The sequence below is a fragment of the Micromonospora sp. NPDC023956 genome, assembly GCF_040639195.1.
In the GTDB taxonomy this organism is placed as follows: Bacteria; Actinomycetota; Actinomycetes; order Mycobacteriales; family Micromonosporaceae; genus Micromonospora.
In genome coordinates, this window is record NZ_JBEZZN010000006.1 from 74,442 (window position 1) to 91,135 (window position 16,694).

At 74.2% G+C, this 16,694-nt stretch carries 18 protein-coding genes; 15 read left to right on the top strand and 3 right to left on the bottom strand.

Annotated elements, in window-relative coordinates:
* Nucleotides 1–5: 5 nt before the first annotated feature.
* Nucleotides 6–1,157 carry a glycosyltransferase gene (locus AB0F58_RS14215; RefSeq protein WP_357142514.1) on the bottom strand — a complete coding sequence of 384 codons (1,152 nt, stop codon included), beginning with the start codon at nucleotides 1,155–1,157 and terminating at the stop codon, nucleotides 6–8.
* Nucleotides 1,158–1,195: 38 nt separating this feature from the next.
* On the bottom strand, nucleotides 1,196–2,212 hold the full coding sequence (locus AB0F58_RS14220) for a glucosyl-3-phosphoglycerate synthase (RefSeq protein WP_357142515.1): 1,017 nt from the start codon (nucleotides 2,210–2,212) through the stop codon (nucleotides 1,196–1,198).
* Between the two features lie 239 nt (nucleotides 2,213–2,451).
* Here AB0F58_RS14220 and AB0F58_RS14225 point away from each other — a divergent pair, with 239 nt between their 5' ends.
* The 5 genes from AB0F58_RS14225 to AB0F58_RS14245 all read left to right on the top strand — a co-directional run bounded on the left by AB0F58_RS14225 (nucleotide 2,452) and on the right by AB0F58_RS14245 (nucleotide 9,051).
* Nucleotides 2,452–4,308: an ABC transporter ATP-binding protein gene (locus AB0F58_RS14225; RefSeq protein ID WP_357142516.1), complete on the top strand. Its 1,857-nt coding sequence runs from the start codon at nucleotides 2,452–2,454 to the stop codon at nucleotides 4,306–4,308.
* A gap of 127 nt (nucleotides 4,309–4,435) precedes the next feature.
* Complete coding sequence (secA2, locus tag AB0F58_RS14230) at nucleotides 4,436–6,730, top strand: accessory Sec system translocase SecA2 (protein ID WP_357142517.1); 2,295 nt, start codon at nucleotides 4,436–4,438, stop codon at nucleotides 6,728–6,730.
* Between the two features lie 180 nt (nucleotides 6,731–6,910).
* Nucleotides 6,911–7,651, top strand: a complete 741-nt coding sequence (locus AB0F58_RS14235; protein ID WP_357142518.1) for a GAF and ANTAR domain-containing protein — start codon at nucleotides 6,911–6,913, stop codon at nucleotides 7,649–7,651.
* 62 nt (nucleotides 7,652–7,713) lie between these two features.
* Complete coding sequence (locus AB0F58_RS14240; protein WP_357142519.1) at nucleotides 7,714–8,226, top strand: DUF2231 domain-containing protein; 513 nt, start codon at nucleotides 7,714–7,716, stop codon at nucleotides 8,224–8,226.
* 66 nt (nucleotides 8,227–8,292) lie between these two features.
* The gene (locus AB0F58_RS14245) at nucleotides 8,293–9,051 is read left to right on the top strand and encodes a class I SAM-dependent methyltransferase (RefSeq protein WP_357142520.1); all 759 of its coding nucleotides are present in this window, start codon (nucleotides 8,293–8,295) and stop codon (nucleotides 9,049–9,051) included.
* Nucleotides 9,052–9,065: 14 nt separating this feature from the next.
* Here AB0F58_RS14245 and AB0F58_RS14250 read toward each other — a convergent pair whose 3' ends face one another.
* A complete protein-coding gene (locus tag AB0F58_RS14250; RefSeq protein WP_357142521.1) occupies nucleotides 9,066–10,022 on the bottom strand; it encodes a DUF3500 domain-containing protein in 957 nt (318 codons plus the stop codon).
* 159 nt (nucleotides 10,023–10,181) lie between these two features.
* On the opposite strand from AB0F58_RS14250, the gene AB0F58_RS14255 reads away from it, so the two are divergent.
* The 10 genes from AB0F58_RS14255 to AB0F58_RS14300 all read left to right on the top strand — a co-directional run.
* Nucleotides 10,182–10,559, top strand: a complete 378-nt coding sequence (locus AB0F58_RS14255; protein ID WP_357142522.1) for a signal peptidase I — start codon at nucleotides 10,182–10,184, stop codon at nucleotides 10,557–10,559.
* Between the two features lie 117 nt (nucleotides 10,560–10,676).
* Nucleotides 10,677–11,120, top strand: a complete 444-nt coding sequence (locus tag AB0F58_RS14260; RefSeq protein WP_357142523.1) for a cysteine dioxygenase family protein — start codon at nucleotides 10,677–10,679, stop codon at nucleotides 11,118–11,120.
* Nucleotides 11,121–11,171: 51 nt separating this feature from the next.
* Nucleotides 11,172–11,678 carry a rhodanese-like domain-containing protein gene (locus AB0F58_RS14265; RefSeq protein WP_357142524.1) on the top strand — a complete coding sequence of 169 codons (507 nt, stop codon included), beginning with the start codon at nucleotides 11,172–11,174 and terminating at the stop codon, nucleotides 11,676–11,678.
* A 46-nt stretch (nucleotides 11,679–11,724) separates the two neighbouring features.
* Nucleotides 11,725–12,294: a winged helix-turn-helix domain-containing protein gene (locus tag AB0F58_RS14270; protein WP_357142525.1), complete on the top strand. Its 570-nt coding sequence runs from the start codon at nucleotides 11,725–11,727 to the stop codon at nucleotides 12,292–12,294.
* 379 nt (nucleotides 12,295–12,673) lie between these two features.
* Nucleotides 12,674–13,165 carry a winged helix-turn-helix domain-containing protein gene (locus tag AB0F58_RS14275; RefSeq protein ID WP_357142526.1) on the top strand — a complete coding sequence of 164 codons (492 nt, stop codon included), beginning with the start codon at nucleotides 12,674–12,676 and terminating at the stop codon, nucleotides 13,163–13,165.
* Between the two features lie 182 nt (nucleotides 13,166–13,347).
* On the top strand, nucleotides 13,348–13,986 hold the full coding sequence (locus AB0F58_RS14280; RefSeq protein WP_357142527.1) for a uridine kinase: 639 nt from the start codon (nucleotides 13,348–13,350) through the stop codon (nucleotides 13,984–13,986).
* A gap of 182 nt (nucleotides 13,987–14,168) precedes the next feature.
* Nucleotides 14,169–14,567, top strand: coding sequence for a TraR/DksA C4-type zinc finger protein (locus tag AB0F58_RS14285; RefSeq protein ID WP_357142528.1), 399 nt, complete (start codon nucleotides 14,169–14,171; stop codon nucleotides 14,565–14,567).
* Nucleotides 14,568–14,625: 58 nt separating this feature from the next.
* Nucleotides 14,626–15,498 carry a DUF72 domain-containing protein gene (locus tag AB0F58_RS14290; protein ID WP_357142727.1) on the top strand — a complete coding sequence of 291 codons (873 nt, stop codon included), beginning with the start codon at nucleotides 14,626–14,628 and terminating at the stop codon, nucleotides 15,496–15,498.
* A 329-nt stretch (nucleotides 15,499–15,827) separates the two neighbouring features.
* Nucleotides 15,828–16,256 carry a DUF2267 domain-containing protein gene (locus AB0F58_RS14295; protein WP_357142529.1) on the top strand — a complete coding sequence of 143 codons (429 nt, stop codon included), beginning with the start codon at nucleotides 15,828–15,830 and terminating at the stop codon, nucleotides 16,254–16,256.
* A gap of 204 nt (nucleotides 16,257–16,460) precedes the next feature.
* Nucleotides 16,461–16,694, top strand: a 234-nt coding sequence (locus tag AB0F58_RS14300) for a hypothetical protein (protein WP_357142530.1), incomplete at its 3' end; no start/stop codon positions are given.

A 16,694-nucleotide genomic window follows, 5' to 3' on the forward strand; every position in this document is an offset into this window, starting at 1 on the left:
ACGGGTCAGACCGGCGGTAACCGGGCCGGGGCGAGCTGCCGGAGCCGCCCGTACAGCTCGACGTACCGCTGCGCCATCACCGCCGGGGTGAACCGGGCGGCGGCCTCCCGGCGGCACTCCGCCGGGTCGATCCGCCCGGCCGCGCGCACCAGCTCACCGAGCCGTTCCTCGTCGTCGGTGAGCAGCCCGGTGCGCCCGTCGTCGACGAGTTCCGGCAGGCAGCCCCGCGCGGTGGCGACCACCGGGGTGCCCAGCGCCAGCGACTCCACCACCGCCGTGCCGCCCGGCTCCTCCCACCGCAGCGGGAACAGGGTGGCGCGGGCGGAGGCCACCAGGTCGTCGCGGTCCCGGCCGGCCACCGTACCCACCCAGCGCACCCGGTCGCCGTCGACGTGCGGGGCCACCTCGTCGACGAAGAACCGGACGTCCGGATTCTGCCGGGCCCCGGCATCCGCGGCCAGGTCCCGCGGCCGGTGGTACGGGCCGACCGGGCCGGCCAGCACCAGCGGGAAGCCGTACCGGTGGGCCAGCCGGACGGCGACGTCCTGCCCCTTGCCCGGGGTGATCCGGCCCAGCACGACCACGTGGTCGCCCCGGAGCGGACCGGGCCGGCGCTCGGCGTCCACGGCCAGCGGAGTGGCCAGGTGCACGTGTCCTACCGCGTGGTCGCGCAGCGCCTGCGGGGCGCGGGTCAGCTGGGCGGCGGAGACACCGTTGACCCGCACCCGGTCCCCGCCGTCCAGGTGGCCGTAGAGCGCGGGATGCTTGGCGAGGTCCCAGTGCAGGGTGTGCAGCGCCGGTGGGGCGTCCGGGCCCATCGCCGCCAGGGTGGCCAGCCCCACCGCCTCCACGTGGTCGTGCACCAGGTCGATGTCGTCGCGGGCGCGCAGCTCGCGGGCCACCCCGGCCAGGTGCGCCTGCGCCACCCCGCAGACCTGGTTGTACGGGCGTTGCAGCGCGGCGAACTGCCCGTCGGGGTAGACCGACACCAGCTCGTCGACCGGCAGGGCGCTGGCGCCGACCGAGGCGAGGACCACGCGGACCCCGAGCCGGCGCAGTTCCGGCACGAGCGTGGCGACCACGTTCTCGATCCCGCCGTACCCCGGGGGCGGCACGGGCAGCCAGGGACCGGCGTTCATCAGGACGGTGAGACGCATGCGGTCCTCCTCTCCGGGCCGGCGGGTCGTACCGGCGGTCACACCGCGGCGACGCGGCGACGGGGCACCAGATGGCGCAGTTCCGCCAGGGGCGGACGCTCCTCGACCGAGACGTCGTTGACCACGATCTCCCGGTCGAGGTTCGGCAGGGTGTCCGAGCCGCCCCGCCGGAACTGGGTGAGCACCTCGGCGGGGCGGGCGTCGGGGTTGGCCCAGCCGCGGCGTTGCAGCCGGGACCAGACGGTGAGCATGATCTGCGCCGACATCCGCCCGAGGGCGGCGGTGTCCTGGTGGCGGTGCTTGCGCTCGCCCAGGTCCACCTGGGCCAGCGCGTCCAGGCCGACCAGCTCCAGCAGGTCGATCAGCATGGCCGTCTCCACGCCGTACCCGGAGACGAACGGCACCCGGGAGAGCACCTCCCGCCGCCCGGCGTACTCGCCGGCCAACGGCTGGACGAAACCGGCCAGTTCGGGCCAGAAGAGGTTGAGCAGCGGACGGGCCATCAGCTCGGTGACCCGGCCGCCCCCGTCCGGCTCGACGCTCGCCCGGCTGACCAGCGGCCGGTGGTAGAAGCCCTTGACGAAGTCGACGCCGGGGTCGGTCAGCAGCGGCCCCAGCAGTCCGGTCACGAAGTGCGGCCGGAACTCCCGCAGGTCGGCGTCGACGAATGCCACCACGTCCCCCCGGGCGGCGGCCAGCCCCGCCCAGAGCGCGTCCCCCTTGCCGGTCAGCCGGGGCAGCGACCGGGTCATCTCGTCCTGGCCGACCACCTCCGCCCCGGCGGCGCGGGCCACCTGGGCGGTCCGGTCGGTGGAGCGGGAGTCGACCACGATCAACTCGTCGACCAGCGGCACCCGGTCGACCAGGTGCTCCCGGATGGTCGACACGATCGCGCCGACCGTGGCCTCCTCGTTGCGGGCGGGCAGCACCACGCTGACCCGGCAGTCGCCCTTCGCGCGGACGAGCCGCTGCGCCGTCCACTCCTGTGCCGAGGTGGTCCGGTAGGTGGCCCAGGCCTCGACCAGCGGTGAAACCGTGGCTTGCGTATCCCGCACGGGCGTACCCCCATATCCGATGCCGTCCGCTGGTGGGTGGTGCGTGGGACGTGGCGTGCAGTTTCCCAATCACGCCCGCCCACCAACCGCAACCCCACCACCATCTTGATAGGGAGCCCGACCCTCCCTGTTTCCCCCGGATGAACGCACGTATCCCCGGCCGCCCGGCCGCTCCCTGCCGCCCCGGCCCGCAGCGCCGTGCTGCGCGGCCGGATGCGGGCGACGGCTACCGTGGTCCGGTGACCACCCGATCCACCCCGCGTGTCGGACTCGCCGCCCTCCTGCCGTACCTGCGCGCCCACCGGGGGACCCTCGTCGTGGTGGGGGTGCTGTCGCTGGTCGGCGCCGGGGCGGCGCTCGCCCAGCCACTGCTGACCCGGGCACTGCTCGACGCGGTCTCCGCGTCCCGGCCGGTGGGTTCCCTGGTCGGGGTGCTCCTCGCCGTGCTCGTGGCCGGGGCCGTGCTCTACGGGTTCCGCGACTACCTGCTGCAACGCACCGCCGAGGGGCTGGTGCTCACCACCCGCCGCCGGCTCGCCGGTCACCTGTTGCGGCTGCCGATCGCCGAGTACGACCAACGCCGTACCGGCGACCTGCTCTCCCGGGTCGGCGCGGACACCACCCTGCTGCGGGCGGTGGTCACCTCGGGGCTGTTCGAGCTGGTGACCGGGGTGGTCACCGTGGTCGGCGCGGCCGTCGCGATGGTCCTGCTGGATCCGCTGCTGTTCGGGGTCACCCTCGCCGGGGTGGCGCTCGGGCTCGGCTTCGCCCTCACCGTGGCCCGGCGGGTGCGTGACCTGTCCCGTGCCGCCCAGGAACGGCTCGGCGAGATGACCTCGGCCGTCGAGCGGGCCATCTCCGCGGCCCGGACCATCCGGGCCAGCCGGGCCGAGGAGCGGGAGACCGGCAGCGTCGTGGCGAGCGCCGAGCAGGCGTACGCGGCGGGGTTGCGGGTCGCCCGGGTGCAGGCGGTGGTCGGTCCGATCGGCTCGATCACCATCCAGGGGGCGTTCCTGCTGGTGCTCGGGGTGGGCGGGGCCCGGGTGGCCGCCGGCGGGCTGAGCGTCGGGGACCTGGTCGCCTTCATCATGTACCTGTTCTTCCTGGTCCTGCCGCTGGGGCAGGCGCTCAGCGCGTTCACCCAGCTCCAGACCGGCCTCGGCGCGCTCCAGCGGATCGAGGAGATCCTCACCGTGCCGGTCGAGGGTGCGGCCGACGCGGACCGGGTCGGCGCGGCGGTGACCGCCGGTGGCCCGACCGCGCCGGCCGCCGTGGGGGCGGGGCGCCGGGCCGACGTGGGGCAGGAGTCCCCGGTCGCCGACGGGGACGGCCGCGCGGTCGTGGTGGCGGCCGGTCGCCCGGCTCCGGCGGCGATCGAGTTCGACCGGGTCGGCTTCGGCTACCCGGGCGGGCCGCCGGTGCTGCACGAGGTGAGCTTCACCGTCCCCGCCGGGACCCGGACCGCCCTGGTCGGCCCCTCCGGCGCCGGCAAGTCCACCCTGCTGGCCCTGGTCGAGCGCTTCTACGAGGTCAGCGCCGGCACCCTGCGGCTGGACGGGGTGGACGTGCGCGACCTGCCCCGCGACGCGCTGCGGGCCCGGCTCGGCTACGTCGAGCAGGAGGCCCCGGTGCTCGCCGGCACGCTGCGCCAGAACCTGCTGCTCACCGCCGCGGACGCCACCGACGAGCGGCTGCTCGCCGTCCTGGACGAGGTCAACCTCCAGCACCTGGCGACCCGGACCGCGGAGGGGCTGGACGTGCAGGTGGGCGAGGGCGGTGTGCTCCTCTCCGGCGGCGAGCGGCAGCGGCTGGCCATCGCCCGGACCCTGCTGGCCGGGTCACCGGTGCTGCTGCTCGACGAGCCGACCAGCAACCTGGACGCCCGCAACGAGGCGGCGCTGCGGCGGGCGATCGACGCGGTCGCCGCCCGGCGGACCCTGCTGATCGTGGCGCACCGGCTCTCCACGGTGGTGGACGCCGACCAGATCGTGGTCCTGGAGGGCGGCCGGGTGGTCGCCGCCGGCACCCACGACGAGCTGACCGGCAGCAGTCCCCTCTACCGCGAACTCGCCGCCCACCAGCTTCTGGTGAGCTGAGCGGGGCGTCCGGCGCCTCGATGACCAGCGTCGATCTCCGGCCCGGGGGCCGGAGCGGCGACACACCGGGGCCGGGCGCGGCGACCGGGCCGCACGAGCCGGCCCGGGTCGCGTACCGTTGCCGCTCATGGGTGTGTCGCAACGGTTGAAGAGCAGGTTCCGGCGCTTCCTCCAGCGGCCGGGCAGCACGGTTGACCTGGCTCCGTTGGAGAAACTGCTGCCGCAGATCGAAGCGCGGGAGGAGGAGCTCGCCGCGCTCGACGACGGCGAGCTGACCGAGGCCGCGCAAGCCGCCTCCGGGTACGTCGACATCTGCGCGGTCGGCCGGGAGGCCGCCCGCCGGGGGCTCGACCAGCGCCCGTACGACGTGCAGCTGCTCGGCGCGATGGCGCTGCTGTCCGGCAAGGTCACCGAGATGGCCACCGGTGAGGGCAAGACGCTCACCGCGACCATCGCCGCGTACGGCCACGTCCGGCTCGGCAACGGCCCGGTGCACGTGCTGACCGTCAACGACTACCTGGCCCGCCGGGACGCCCAGTGGATGGAGCCGGTCTACACCCTGCTCGGGCTCACCGTCGGCTGGGTGAACGAGGCCTCCACCCGCGAGGAGCGGCAGGAGGCGTACGCCCGGGACGTCACCTACGTCTCGGTCAGCGAGGCGGGTTTCGACTACCTGCGCGACCAGCTGGTCACCGACATCGACGACCGGGTGCAGCCGCCGCTGCGCACCGCGATCGTGGACGAGGCCGACTCGATCCTGATCGACGAGGCCCGGGTGCCGATGGTGCTCGCCGGGGCCGTGCCGGGCGAGCAGGACCCGGTGCACACCGCCGCCGCGATCGTGCGCGGCCTGCGCCGGGGCAAGCACTACACGGTCGCCGAGGACGGTCGCAGCGCCGCCTTCACCAGCGCCGGCCTGGCCGCCGTGGAGGCCCGGCTGGGCGAGATCGACCTCTACGCCGAGGAGAACGTCGCCCAGCTCTCCGCGGTGAACGTGGCGCTGCACGCGCACGCCCTGCTGCACCGGGACGTCGACTACATCGTCCGGGACGGCACGGTCGAGCTGATCGACGAGATGCGCGGCCGGGTCGCCCAGCGTCGCCGGTGGCCCGACGGCCTCCAGGCGGCCGTGGAGGCGAAGGAGGGGCTGGACGCCACGGCCGAGGGCGAGGTGCTCGGCACCGTCACCGTGCAGGCGTTCATCGGTCTCTACCCCAAGGTCTGCGGGATGACCGCCACCGCCGTGCTCGTCGGCGACCAGCTCCGGGAGTTCTTCTCCCTCGAGGTCGCGGTGATCCCCTCGAACACCCCGTGTGTGCGTGAGGACGAGCCGGACCGGATCTACGCGACCCGGGCGGAGAAGGAGGAGGCGCTGATCGACGAGATCCGGCGCTGCCACTCCGCCGGCCGGCCGGTGCTGGTCGGCACCCTCGACGTCAAGGAGTCCGAGCAGCTCGCCGCCGGGCTCAACGCCGCCGGGGTGCCGAGCGTGGTGCTCAACGCGAAGAACGACGACGAGGAAGCGACGATCATCGCCGAGGCCGGCGCGTACGGCGCGGTCACCGTCTCCACCCAGATGGCCGGCCGGGGTGTCGACATCCGCCTCGGCGGCAGCGACCAGTCCGACCGGGAGCGGGTCGCCGAGCTGGGCGGCCTCTACGTCATCGGCAGCGGCCGGCACGACAGCCGCCGGGTCGACGACCAGCTCCGGGGCCGGGCCGGTCGGCAGGGCGACCCGGGCGGGTCGGTCTTCTTCGTCAGCCTGGAGGACGACCTGGTCGTCCGGCACGCCCCCGACGCCGTTCCGGCGTCGCCGCGGATGAACGCCGACGGACTGGTCACCGACGCCCAGGTCGACTACGCGGTGGAGCACGCCCAGCGGGTCGCCGAGGGCGTCAACCACGAGATCCACCGCAACACCTGGCGGTACAGCGTGGTCATCGAGCAGCAGCGCAAGGCGCTCGCCGAGCGGCGCGAGCGGCTGCTGACCACCGAGGTCGCCGCGCTGATGCTGCTGGACCGGATGCCGGAGAAGGCCGGCGAGATGGACGAGGACCTGCTCACCCGGGCGGCCCGGTCGATCGCCCTCTACCACACCGACCGGCTCTGGGCGGAACACCTGGCCGAGCTCTCCGAGGTCCGCGAGGGCGTACACCTGCGGGCGCTCGGGCGGCTGGACCCGCTCGACGAGTTCCACCGGGCCGCCGTACCGGCCTTCAACGCGTTGATCCCCGAGATCGAGGCACGGACCATCGCGACCTTCACCGAGACCGAGTTCGACGAGGACTGGGAGCCGGACGCGGGGCAGCTCGTCCGGCCCAGCGCCACCTGGACGTACCTCGTGCACGACAACCCGTTCGGTTCCGAGCTGGACCGGTTGATCGCCTCGGTGGGGCGACGGCTGAGCAGCGGTTCCCGCTGATCCCACCGGACCCCTCCCGCCGGCTGGCTGCGCCGGGAGGGGTCCGCTTCACCCCGTTTCGGGGGCGGTTCCCCGGGGTAGTAGGGCTGGTCCGTCGAGTCGGGAGAGCTGAGGAAAAATGAGGATGCTGGCGGTGCGGGGAGCCGCGTCCGGCGCGGTGCCGAGCGGGGCTGCGCCCCGGTGAACCTGGAGACGCACGAACCGGTCGCGGAGAACCTGGGCGTGTTGGAGATCGCGGCGCTGCTGCGGGAACTGACCGCCGCCCTGCTCGACATCGCCGACTTCGACGAGGCGTTGACCCGGCTGGTCACCGTCGCCCAGCGCACCGTACCCGGGGTGACGTGGTGCGGTTTCACCGCGCTGCGGGCCGGTGAACCGGCCGGCGTGGCCGCCTCCGACCCGCGCCTGGCCGAACTGGACGACCTCGGGCACGGCGCGGAGTCCCCGGCGATGAGCGCCGTGCACCGCCGGGAGATGGTGCTCTCCACCGACCTCGCGGCGGAGGAACGCTGGCCGGACTGGACGGCGCGCGCCTGCGCCCTCGGCGTCCGGTCGGTGGTCGCCGCGCCGGTGGACATCGACGACCACGTCATCGGTGCGCTCAACCTGTACGCCGACGCGCCGGACGCGCTGACCGCCCGACGTCAGCTCACCGCGATGCTCCTGGCCGAGCACGCCGGGCTGCTGCTGGCAGGGGTACGCGGCCGGGAACAGCGGACGGCACTGACCAACGAGATCGACGAAACTCTTCTCCAGGAGGGGGTGATCGGGCAGGCCATCGGTGTCATCATGACCCAGCGGGGCTGCCCCGCGCCGGAGGCGCTCCAGGTGCTGCGCAGCGCCGCCCTGGCGCTCTCCATCCCGTTGCGGGAGGTCGCCGAGCGGCTGGTGGTCACCGTCTCCCGGTCCCGGGGGGCCTGACCGTTTCGTGGTGCGGTGCCTCGGGTAGCAACCCCGGGTCGCAGCGGACCGGGGGAGGGGACATGCAGAGCCGACTGCGGGTGCACGGCCACCCGATCCAACCCATGCTGGTGACGTTCCCGTTCGGACTCTTCGTCTGCGCCACCCTGTTCGACCTGTTCGGCCTCGCCGGCGGGCCGGCCTTCCTCGGCGAGGTGGGCTACTGGACGTCGGTGGCGGCGCTGGTCGCCGCCGCGATGGCCGGGGTCGCCGGAATGGTCGACCTGTGGGACGTGCCGGCCGGGCGCACCCGGCGCACGGCGGTCAGCTTCAACGTGGTCAACGTCGCGATGGCGGCGATCTTCGTGGTGACCTGCCTGGTCCGGGCCGACGCGCCCCGGCGGGGGGCCTCGGTCGCGCTGTTCGTCACCGAACTCGTCGCGCTCGGGCTGGGCGCGGTCGGGGTGATCCTCGGCGCGCACCTGGTGCGGGTCTTCGACCGGGGTCGCGTCGAGACGGGCGGCCTGGACTCGCTCGGCGCGGTGACCGGGTCCACCGTGGAGATCACCCGGCCCGCCCCCCGTCCGGCCAACTGAGCACCGCCGTCGCGGACGGGCGGAAACCCGTTGTCGGACCGGGCCCGGACGACGGAGACTGCCCCGATGTCCACCATCGAATTCGACGACCTGGTGGCCGAGGGGGCCGCCGTTCCCGTTCAGGGATGGGACTTCTCCTGGCTGCACGGTCGGGCCAGCGAGGAACGCGCCCCGTGGGGCTACGCCGGCCTGCTGGCCGACCGGATGGCCCGCGCCGGGGCCGCGCTCGACCTGGACACCGGCGGCGGTGAGGTGCTCGCCGGGATCCCCCGGCCGCCCCGCCTGCTGGCCGCCACCGAGGCGTGGCCGCCGAACGCCGAGGTCGCCCGCCGCACGCTGCGCGGTCTGGGTGCGACCGTGGTCGCCGTCGCCGCCGGATCGGCGCTGCCCTTCCGGGACGCCGCGTTCGACCTGGTGACCAGTCGGCATCCGGTGGACACCCGGTGGCCGGAGGTGGCCCGGGTGCTGCGCCCCGGCGGGCGGTACCTCTCCCAGCAGATCGGCGCCGGCACGGTACGGGAGCTGTCCGAGGTGTTCGTCGGCCCCCGCCCGCCACGGGAGAGCCAGCGGGCGGAGGTGGCCGCCGCGGCGGCCGGTGCCGCCGGGCTGCGCGTGGTCGACCTGCGGACGGCCACCCTGCGGACGGTCTTCCACGACATCGCGGCGGTGGTCTACTTCCTGCGGAAGGTGGTGTGGACGGTCCCGGACTTCACCGTGGAACGGTACCGACCGCAGCTGCGCCGACTGCACGAGCGGATCGAGGCCGAGGGGGCGTTCGTCGCCCACGCCCGGCGGTTCCTGATCGAGGCGGTCCGGCCGGACTGAGCGGCCGGACCGGCTCAGCCGGTGCGCGGGTGGGCCTCGGCGTGGTGGGCGGCGAGCAGGTCCGCGCCGAAGTCGGCCGACGGACGGCGCAGCACGGTGTGTGCGTGGTTGCCGTCGGCGGTGGTGTCGTCGTACTCGATCAGCAGGTCGTCGCCCTGTATCCGGTAGTAGTGGCGCTGCCCGGGGCGGGTCGGGCCGGCCCAGGCGAAGTGCAGGTCCCCACCGTCGAGCCGGTGGGCCTCGTGGGCGGCCAGTTCCGGCGGGAGCCGGTCCAGGTAGAGGGCGACCAGCTGGCCGAGCAGCGCCCGAGCGGTCGGCCCGAGCCGGCTGGCGGGCACCCCGAGCGGGTCGATCCGGCCGGGCGCGGTCGGGCGGGTGGCGCTGATGATGTCGTCGGGGGCGCGGTCGTCCACGATGGCGGCGGCCCGCGCGGGCACGCCCATCGCCTCCAGCAGGGCTCGGGCCAGATCCTCCTCGGCGGCCAGCGGCCGGGAGATCGTCCGACCGGCGTACCGGACCGCGGCGGGGTTCGCGCCGAGGAAGATCGGCGCGGCGGCGACCTGGTCGTCCACCACGGTCATGCTGACCGACAGGTGGTGTCCCTCCACCCGCCAGGACCAGCGGTCCTCGTGGGCCGGATCGCCGAAGACCGCCACCCAGTAGTCGTCGCTGTGCCGGCCCCGGCGCCATCCCTCCGCCCGGTCGAGCACCTCCTCCAGCGCCATGATCGCCATCGCCTGGGCGTACGCGTGCGGGCTCAGCGCGGTGGCGAGCAGACGGTGGGTGGCCTTGCGGCCGGCCCGGTCCAGGTCGGCCAGGCAGATCCCGGCCCGGGGACGCGGGCGGTACTCCAGGCGGCGGCGGGCGTCGTCGCCGAAGGGGTGGGCGAGGCGGGCGCGGGCCGGACCGTCGAGGGCGGCCAGCAGCGCCCCGGCGGCGGCGCGCATCTGTTCGGGCAGGGGATCCTCCACGATCTCCTGTATACCGGGTGCGGGCGTCGCCGTGTCGTCGTCGCGGGGTTCACTTCCGGCCGGGCAGCGCCCGCATCTGCGGCAGGTCGAGGAAGGTCACCCCGCCGGCCCGGTCCCGGCAACTGCTAGCCTGCTGCGCCTCGACGGACGGGGGAGGACATGGACGAGAGCGTGTACGTGGGCAACGCGGGAGTGGACGGTGCCGGCAACGGCGGCTGGCTGCTGGGCCACTTCATGCCCGCCGGGGATCCGCGCCACAGCACCGACGTGGAGGTGAAGTGGGGGGTGCACGCGGCGGGGGAGAGCCGGTCGCGGTGGGCGACCGACGAGTGTCGTACGGCCCTGCTGGTGCTGGTCAGCGGAGCGTTCCGGGTGGAGTTGCCGGACCGCACGGTGCGGTTGGGTGAGCCCGGTGACTACGTGCTCTGGGGGCGGGGCGTCGACCACTCCTGGTACGCCGAGCGGGAGTCGGTGCTGGTCACGGTCCGCTGGCCCTCGGTGCCGGGGTACCGGGTGGAGCCGCCGCTGCGGCGGTGACCCGGCCGTGCCGATCCCGCCACCGGGCTCCCAGTATTCGAGAAAGCATACTAATCCGCTAGGTTTTAGCGGTTATTCTGGTGTCGCTCCTGTCGTCGAGCCTCACGAGGATTCCGCATGGACCATCCGTACGAGCCGGACCTGCTCGCCGTGGCCCGCCGGCACGCCGCGTCGTCGCCGCCGGTCCGGTTCGACCCCGTCGAGCGGTGGTACGCCCGGCTCGCCTCCGGGCCGGACCACGAGGTCTGGCTGCTCAGCTGGCTACCCGGACAGGGCACCGAGCTGCACGACCACGGCGGCTCCTCCGGCGCCTTCCTGGTGGTCTCCGGCACCCTGACCGAGGAACTCGTCTCCGGCGGGACGCTGCGCCCCCACCCGCTCTCCGCCGGCACCGGCCGTCGGTTCGGCCCGCGCCACGTGCACCGGGTGACCAACCGGGGCGACCAGCCGGCGGTGAGCCTGCACGTGTACCGCCCCGCCCTGCACCGGATGACCCGCTACCACCTCAGCGACGGCCGTCTCCGGGTCGCCGAGGTCGCCCTCGCCGGTGTCGCCTGGTGAGGCCCTGACCCCCTGTCGTCCGCGCCCCCGCGTTGCTCCGGAGGACCCACGATGCACCCGAACCGTCACTGTCCCCCCGACCCGTCCGTCACGACGTGTCCCGACCCGCCTCCGGGCTCCCGTGGCATCGACCAGATCCTCGCCGACGCCCGCACCCGGCTGCACCGGCTCGACCCGGAGCGGGCCCACCTCGCCCACCGGCGCGGCGCGCTGCTGGTCGACATCCGGCCGGCCGCCCAGCGGGCCGCGCACGGCACCGTACCGGGCGCGCTCGCCATCGAACGCAACGTCCTCGAGTGGCGCTTCGACCCGCGCTGCACCGCCCGGCTCCCCCAGGTCGTCGACTACGACCTGCGGGTCGTGGTCCTCTGCCAGGAGGGCTACACGTCGTCGCTGGCCGCGGCGGCGTTGCAGGAGATCGGCCTGCACCGGGCCACCGACGTCGTCGGCGGCTTCGCCGCTTGGTCCATCGCCGGGCTACCCACCCTCGGCCCGACCGTTCTGCGGCCCCCGGCGTCAACCGTCGCGCCGGTGGCAGTCCAACCCATGCCGTCCTGACCGCCGACCCCGGCGCGTCGCGCGGCACCCCGAACCGGGAGGCAGCATGTCCGTCTTCGCCACGTCCGCGCACCCGTACCCGACGCCCCGCCTGGTCGCACCGCCGCGTCCCCGGGCGACCCCGGTGCTCACCATCACCGTCGACGTCGCACCCGGTGCGGTGACCCCCCGCCTGGTCGAACTCCTGAACGAGCTGGCCGCGACCGGCGAGGGGGTCCTGCGGGTCCACGGCGCGGAGCGGCCGACGCTGGCCACCCCCGCCGTCGTGGCGCCGCGTCCGGAACCGGTGCCCCGACCCCGCCGGTCCGGGCCGGACACCCTGGTCCTCTCGGTCGCCGCGCGCAACGCCCACCGGGGCTCCCGGGTCCTGGGCCTGACCCGTATCGAGTTCGACCTGTTGCTCTTCCTCGCCGAGCACCCGCGCCGGGTCTTCACCCGGCGGCAACTGCTGGCCGGTGTCTGGGGTCACGAACACTCGGTCACCCGGACCGTGGACGTGCACATCCGTCGCCTGCGCGCCAAGGTCGGCGACGACGTCCCGCTGGTGACCACCGTCCACGGGGTCGGTTACCGGCTCGCCGACGACGCCCCGGTGTTCATCGACCGCGACCAGTGAGCCGCGCCAGCGGGCCCGGATCTCCCCAAGCGTCGTCAGAAGGATGTGAAAGCCGCAAGGCACCCCCGCATCGGGGCATCCCGGCGCTTCTGCTGTAATCATCAAACGCCGTACGCAGAGCGAGCGGTTGGCTCCGATGCGTCCGTCGATTGTCACATTCCAGCAACACGGCCGCCCTTGATTCTCGTACAGGGACCGGGAAACATCGATCACAAGAGCATTCCCGGGCCGTGGGGAGACACTGGACCAGCCAAGGAGGACCATGTCGGTCAGCCCCGCCTCGTCGCGCGCCGGGTGGCATACGTCCCAGCCCGTGGTCCCCGGTCGTCCTCCCGCCGGCCAGCGCCGTCCCTCCAGCACAGCCGCGCCGGTGCTCACCGTGACCCTGTCCATCCCGCTGGCCTCGGAGGAGGCACTGACCCCGCCGGCCCGCCGGTTGCTCGAGGCGGCCCGGGAGTTGCTGGAACGGGGAGAGGGCATCGTCACCACCGCCCCCGCGTCGGAGCGGCGAACGGAGCCCGTCCCGGCCGGCCGGGCGTCGTCGCGTCCCCCGGCCGCGCCGACCGTGCCGGCGCTGCACATCCTCGCCGCCTCCCGGTCGGTGCTACGGGACGGGGAGCCGCTGCCGTTGACCCGACTGGAGTTCGACCTGTTGCTGCACCTGGTCGCGCATCCCCGCCGGGTCTTCACCCGGCTGCAACTGCTCAACGCCGTCTGGGGCTACGAACACGCCGGGGTCCGCACCGTCGACGTGCACGTCCGGCGGCTGCGCGGCAAGGTCGGAGTGGACGTCCCGCTGGTCACCACGGTCTACGGCGTCGGCTACCGGCTCGCCGACGACGCCCGGGTCACCGTCGACCGCACCGGCTGACGACGGCCGCTGGTCGTCGACCGCGATCGCCTCCGCGCCGGGTCCCACGGGTCACCTCCGGAGGAACGGGGCCCTGCCGTCCGTACGCGCTGGCGAGCCCGGCCCTGCCGACCGTCCGTGCTGGCGATGCCCGGCCCCGCTGTCCGGGGGTGCGTTCCGGCCGGGTCCGGCACCATGGGCGGATGCGGATCCGACCCATCTCACCCGAACGCCTCGTCCTCGCGTTGACCGACCGGCTGGTGGGCACCCCGGTCACCGGGCGGTTGCGGGTCGCGGTGGACGGACCGCCCGCCGCCGACCCGGACGCCCTGGCCGGGGCGCTGGTCGACCCGCTGCGCGCCGCCGGCCGCCCGGTGCTGCACGTCCGCACCACCGACTTCCTGCGGCCGGCGTCGGTCCGCCTCGAACACGGCCGGACCAACCCCGACGCGTACTACCTGGGCTGGTTCGACGACGCGGGGCTGCGCCGCGAGGTGCTGGACCCGGCCGGTCCCGACGGCAGCGGTCGGCTGCTGCCGTCGCTCTGGGACGCCGGCACCGACCGGGCCAGCCGGGTCGGGTACGTACCGCTCCCGCCCGGCGGGGTGGTCCTGGTCAGCGGTCCGCTGCTGCTCGGCGGCGGATTGCCCTTCGACGTCACCGTCCACCTGGTGCTCTCGCCGGCTGCTCTGCGTCGCCGGACCGATCCCGACCAGGCGTGGACCCTGCCCGCCTTCGACCGCTACGCCGAGGAGGTCGCCCCGGAGTCCTTCGCCGACGTGGTGGTCCGGGTCGACGACCCCCGGCACCCGGCGCTGGTCGAGGTCGCCCCGGCCGGCTGAGCGGGGTGGGCCGCCGGCCCGGCGACCGTGCCCGGCGGTGACCACGTCGGCCGGACCGCCGGAGAAATCGCCGGTTTGATCGTCGGTAGGCGTGGGTAATCGCCCGGCTCACAAGCGGACCGTCGCCGGGTGCATGCCCGGCTACCCGGGGTCCAACGAGCCCGAGGAAAGGCAGACCAGCGATGCTCGTCCACGACACGGTCGGTACGGGGCGCTCTCAGCAGGAGATCGACCGGATCCGCCTCGCTCTGCAGGCCCGCTACGACGAACTCTCCAGCGAGTACGAGCAGACGTTGCAGGAGAGCCAGGTGCTCCGACTGGTGGAGGTCAGGGACACCGCCGGGGACGACCAGGCCGACAGCGGCACCAAGACGGCCGAGCGGGACACCGCGCAGTCCCTGCTGCGGACCATCCTCGACCGGCGGGCCCAGTTCGAGCACGCCCTGGCCCGGCTGGCGGAGGGCACGTACGGCCACTGCGAGGGCTGCTCCGACCCGATCCCGGTCGAACGACTGGAGATCTTCCCCTCCGCCACCGCCTGCGTCACCTGCAAGCAGTCCCGGGAACGGCGGGCCGCCTGAGTCCCGGTACGCCACCCACCGCCCCGGTCGCACCGCCGGGGCGGTGGAGTCGACGGTGGTGAGCCGGATCCTGGTCGGCACCGCCTCCTGGACGGACGCGACCCTGCTCGAGTCGGGGTGGTACCCGCCCGACGCGGACACCCCGGAGAAGCGCCTGGCCCACTACGCGAGCCGGTTCCCGCTGGTCGAGGTGGACGCCACCTACTACGCGCCGCCGGCCGAGCGGACCGCCCGGCTCTGGGCCGAGCGCACCCCGGCCGGGTTCACCTTCAACGTCAAGGCGTTCAGCCTCCTCACCGGCCACCCGACCCGGGTCTCCGCGCTCTACCGGGACCTGCGCCCGGAGACGGCGAAGCGGAACGTCTACCCGGACGACCTGCCGGCCCAGGCGTACGAGGAGGTCTGGAGCCGGTTCCTCTCCGCCCTGGACCCGCTGGTCGCCGCCGGCAAGCTCGGTGCGCTGCTGTTCCAGTTCCCGCCCTGGTTCACCATCCGCCGGGAGAACAAGCAGTACCTGCTGGAGGTGGCGCGGCGGTGTGCCCCGTTGCGGCCGGCCCTCGAGTTCCGGCACGCCTCCTGGTTCGCCGGGGACAACGCCGAGGAGACCCTCGACTTCCTGCGCCGGCACGACCTGGCGTACGTCTGCGTGGACATGCCCCAGGGCCACCGCTCGTCGGTCCCGCCGGTGCTGGCGGCCACCGCCGAGCTGGCCGTGGTCCGGTTCCACGGGCACAGTGACAGGTGGACCAGCCGGGACATCCACGAGAAGTTCGGCTACCACTACTCGGACCGGGAACTGCGCGCATGGGCACCGAAGCTGCGCGAGCTGGCCGGTCGGGCCGAGCGTACCCACGTGCTCATGAACAACTGTTTCCGCGACCACGCGCAGACCAACGCGGCCACGCTGGCCCGGCTGCTCGACGCCGACTGAGCCGTCCTCTCGGCCGTCCCCGGACACGGGACCGCGATTCACCCGGTCGGGGTGGCGCTGCCTCACCCGGTCCCCGGCGATCGTGGCAACGGTGTGCGGTCACCGCCGCGCACGTCGCGACGAGGCGGGGACGGGGGTGGCCGGCATGACGGTTCGGGTCGTACCGGGCCACCGGCGCGTGGTGCGGGTGGCCGGAACGCGGACCCGCCCGTCCGACTGCGCGGCCCGGCCCCGCCCGGTCGGGCCGACCCGACAGTGGCGGGGGCCGGTCGCACCGCCGCGACGCGACGACCATGGACGGTGGGAAACCGACGGACGGGGGTGGGCACATGGCTAACGAACCGAATTCGGTGTTCGAGTCATCGCTGGACAAGACCAATCTGATCCTGAAGGACATCGAGCAGTCCTACGGCTGGTCGAAGGAGCGCCGCAACCAGTCGTTCGCGGCCCTGCGCACGGTGCTGCACCTGCTGCGCGACCGGATGCCGGTGCAGGAGAGCGTGGAGTTCTCGGCGCAGTTGCCGGTGCTGGTCCGGGGGGTCTACTTCGACGGCTGGGATCCGTCGAACGTGCCGGTGAAGCTCAACCGCGACGACTTCCTCTACGAGGTCCGGCGGGGCTTCCCGTACGAGACGGACGGTGGCCCGGAACGGGTGGTCCAGGTGGTGCTGGACACCCTGCGTCGGCACGTCACCCAGGGCGAGTGGGACGACGTGCGCGCCACCATGCCCCGCGACCTGGCCCGGATGATTCCCTGAGCGACAGCGCCCGGCCCGACGGTCCGCCGACTCCGGCGGGCCGTCCGGGCCGGACGGCCTCCCCGTCGACCGGTTGACCGGAACCGGCGGTACGCGCGGGAAGTGCCGCCTACCGTGGGGTTAGAGAAGATCGCGCGCCGGGTACCACCCGCTGCACGACGACCCCCGACCCAGGACGGGGCGGCACAACCCGAGGGAGCACCGATGGCACTGAACGACGACGACATCACCACGACCGGCGGCGGCGGCCTGGAGGGTCCGGCCGACGGTGGCGCGACCCCCGGTCACCAGGACGGTGGCGCGGATGGTGGCGCGGAGGGTCCGGCCGACGGCGGTGCCACTCCCGGTCACCAGGACGGTGGCGCGGATGGTGGCGCGGAGGGTCCGGCCGACGGCGGTGCCACTCCCGGTCACCAGGACGGTGGCGCGGATGGTGGG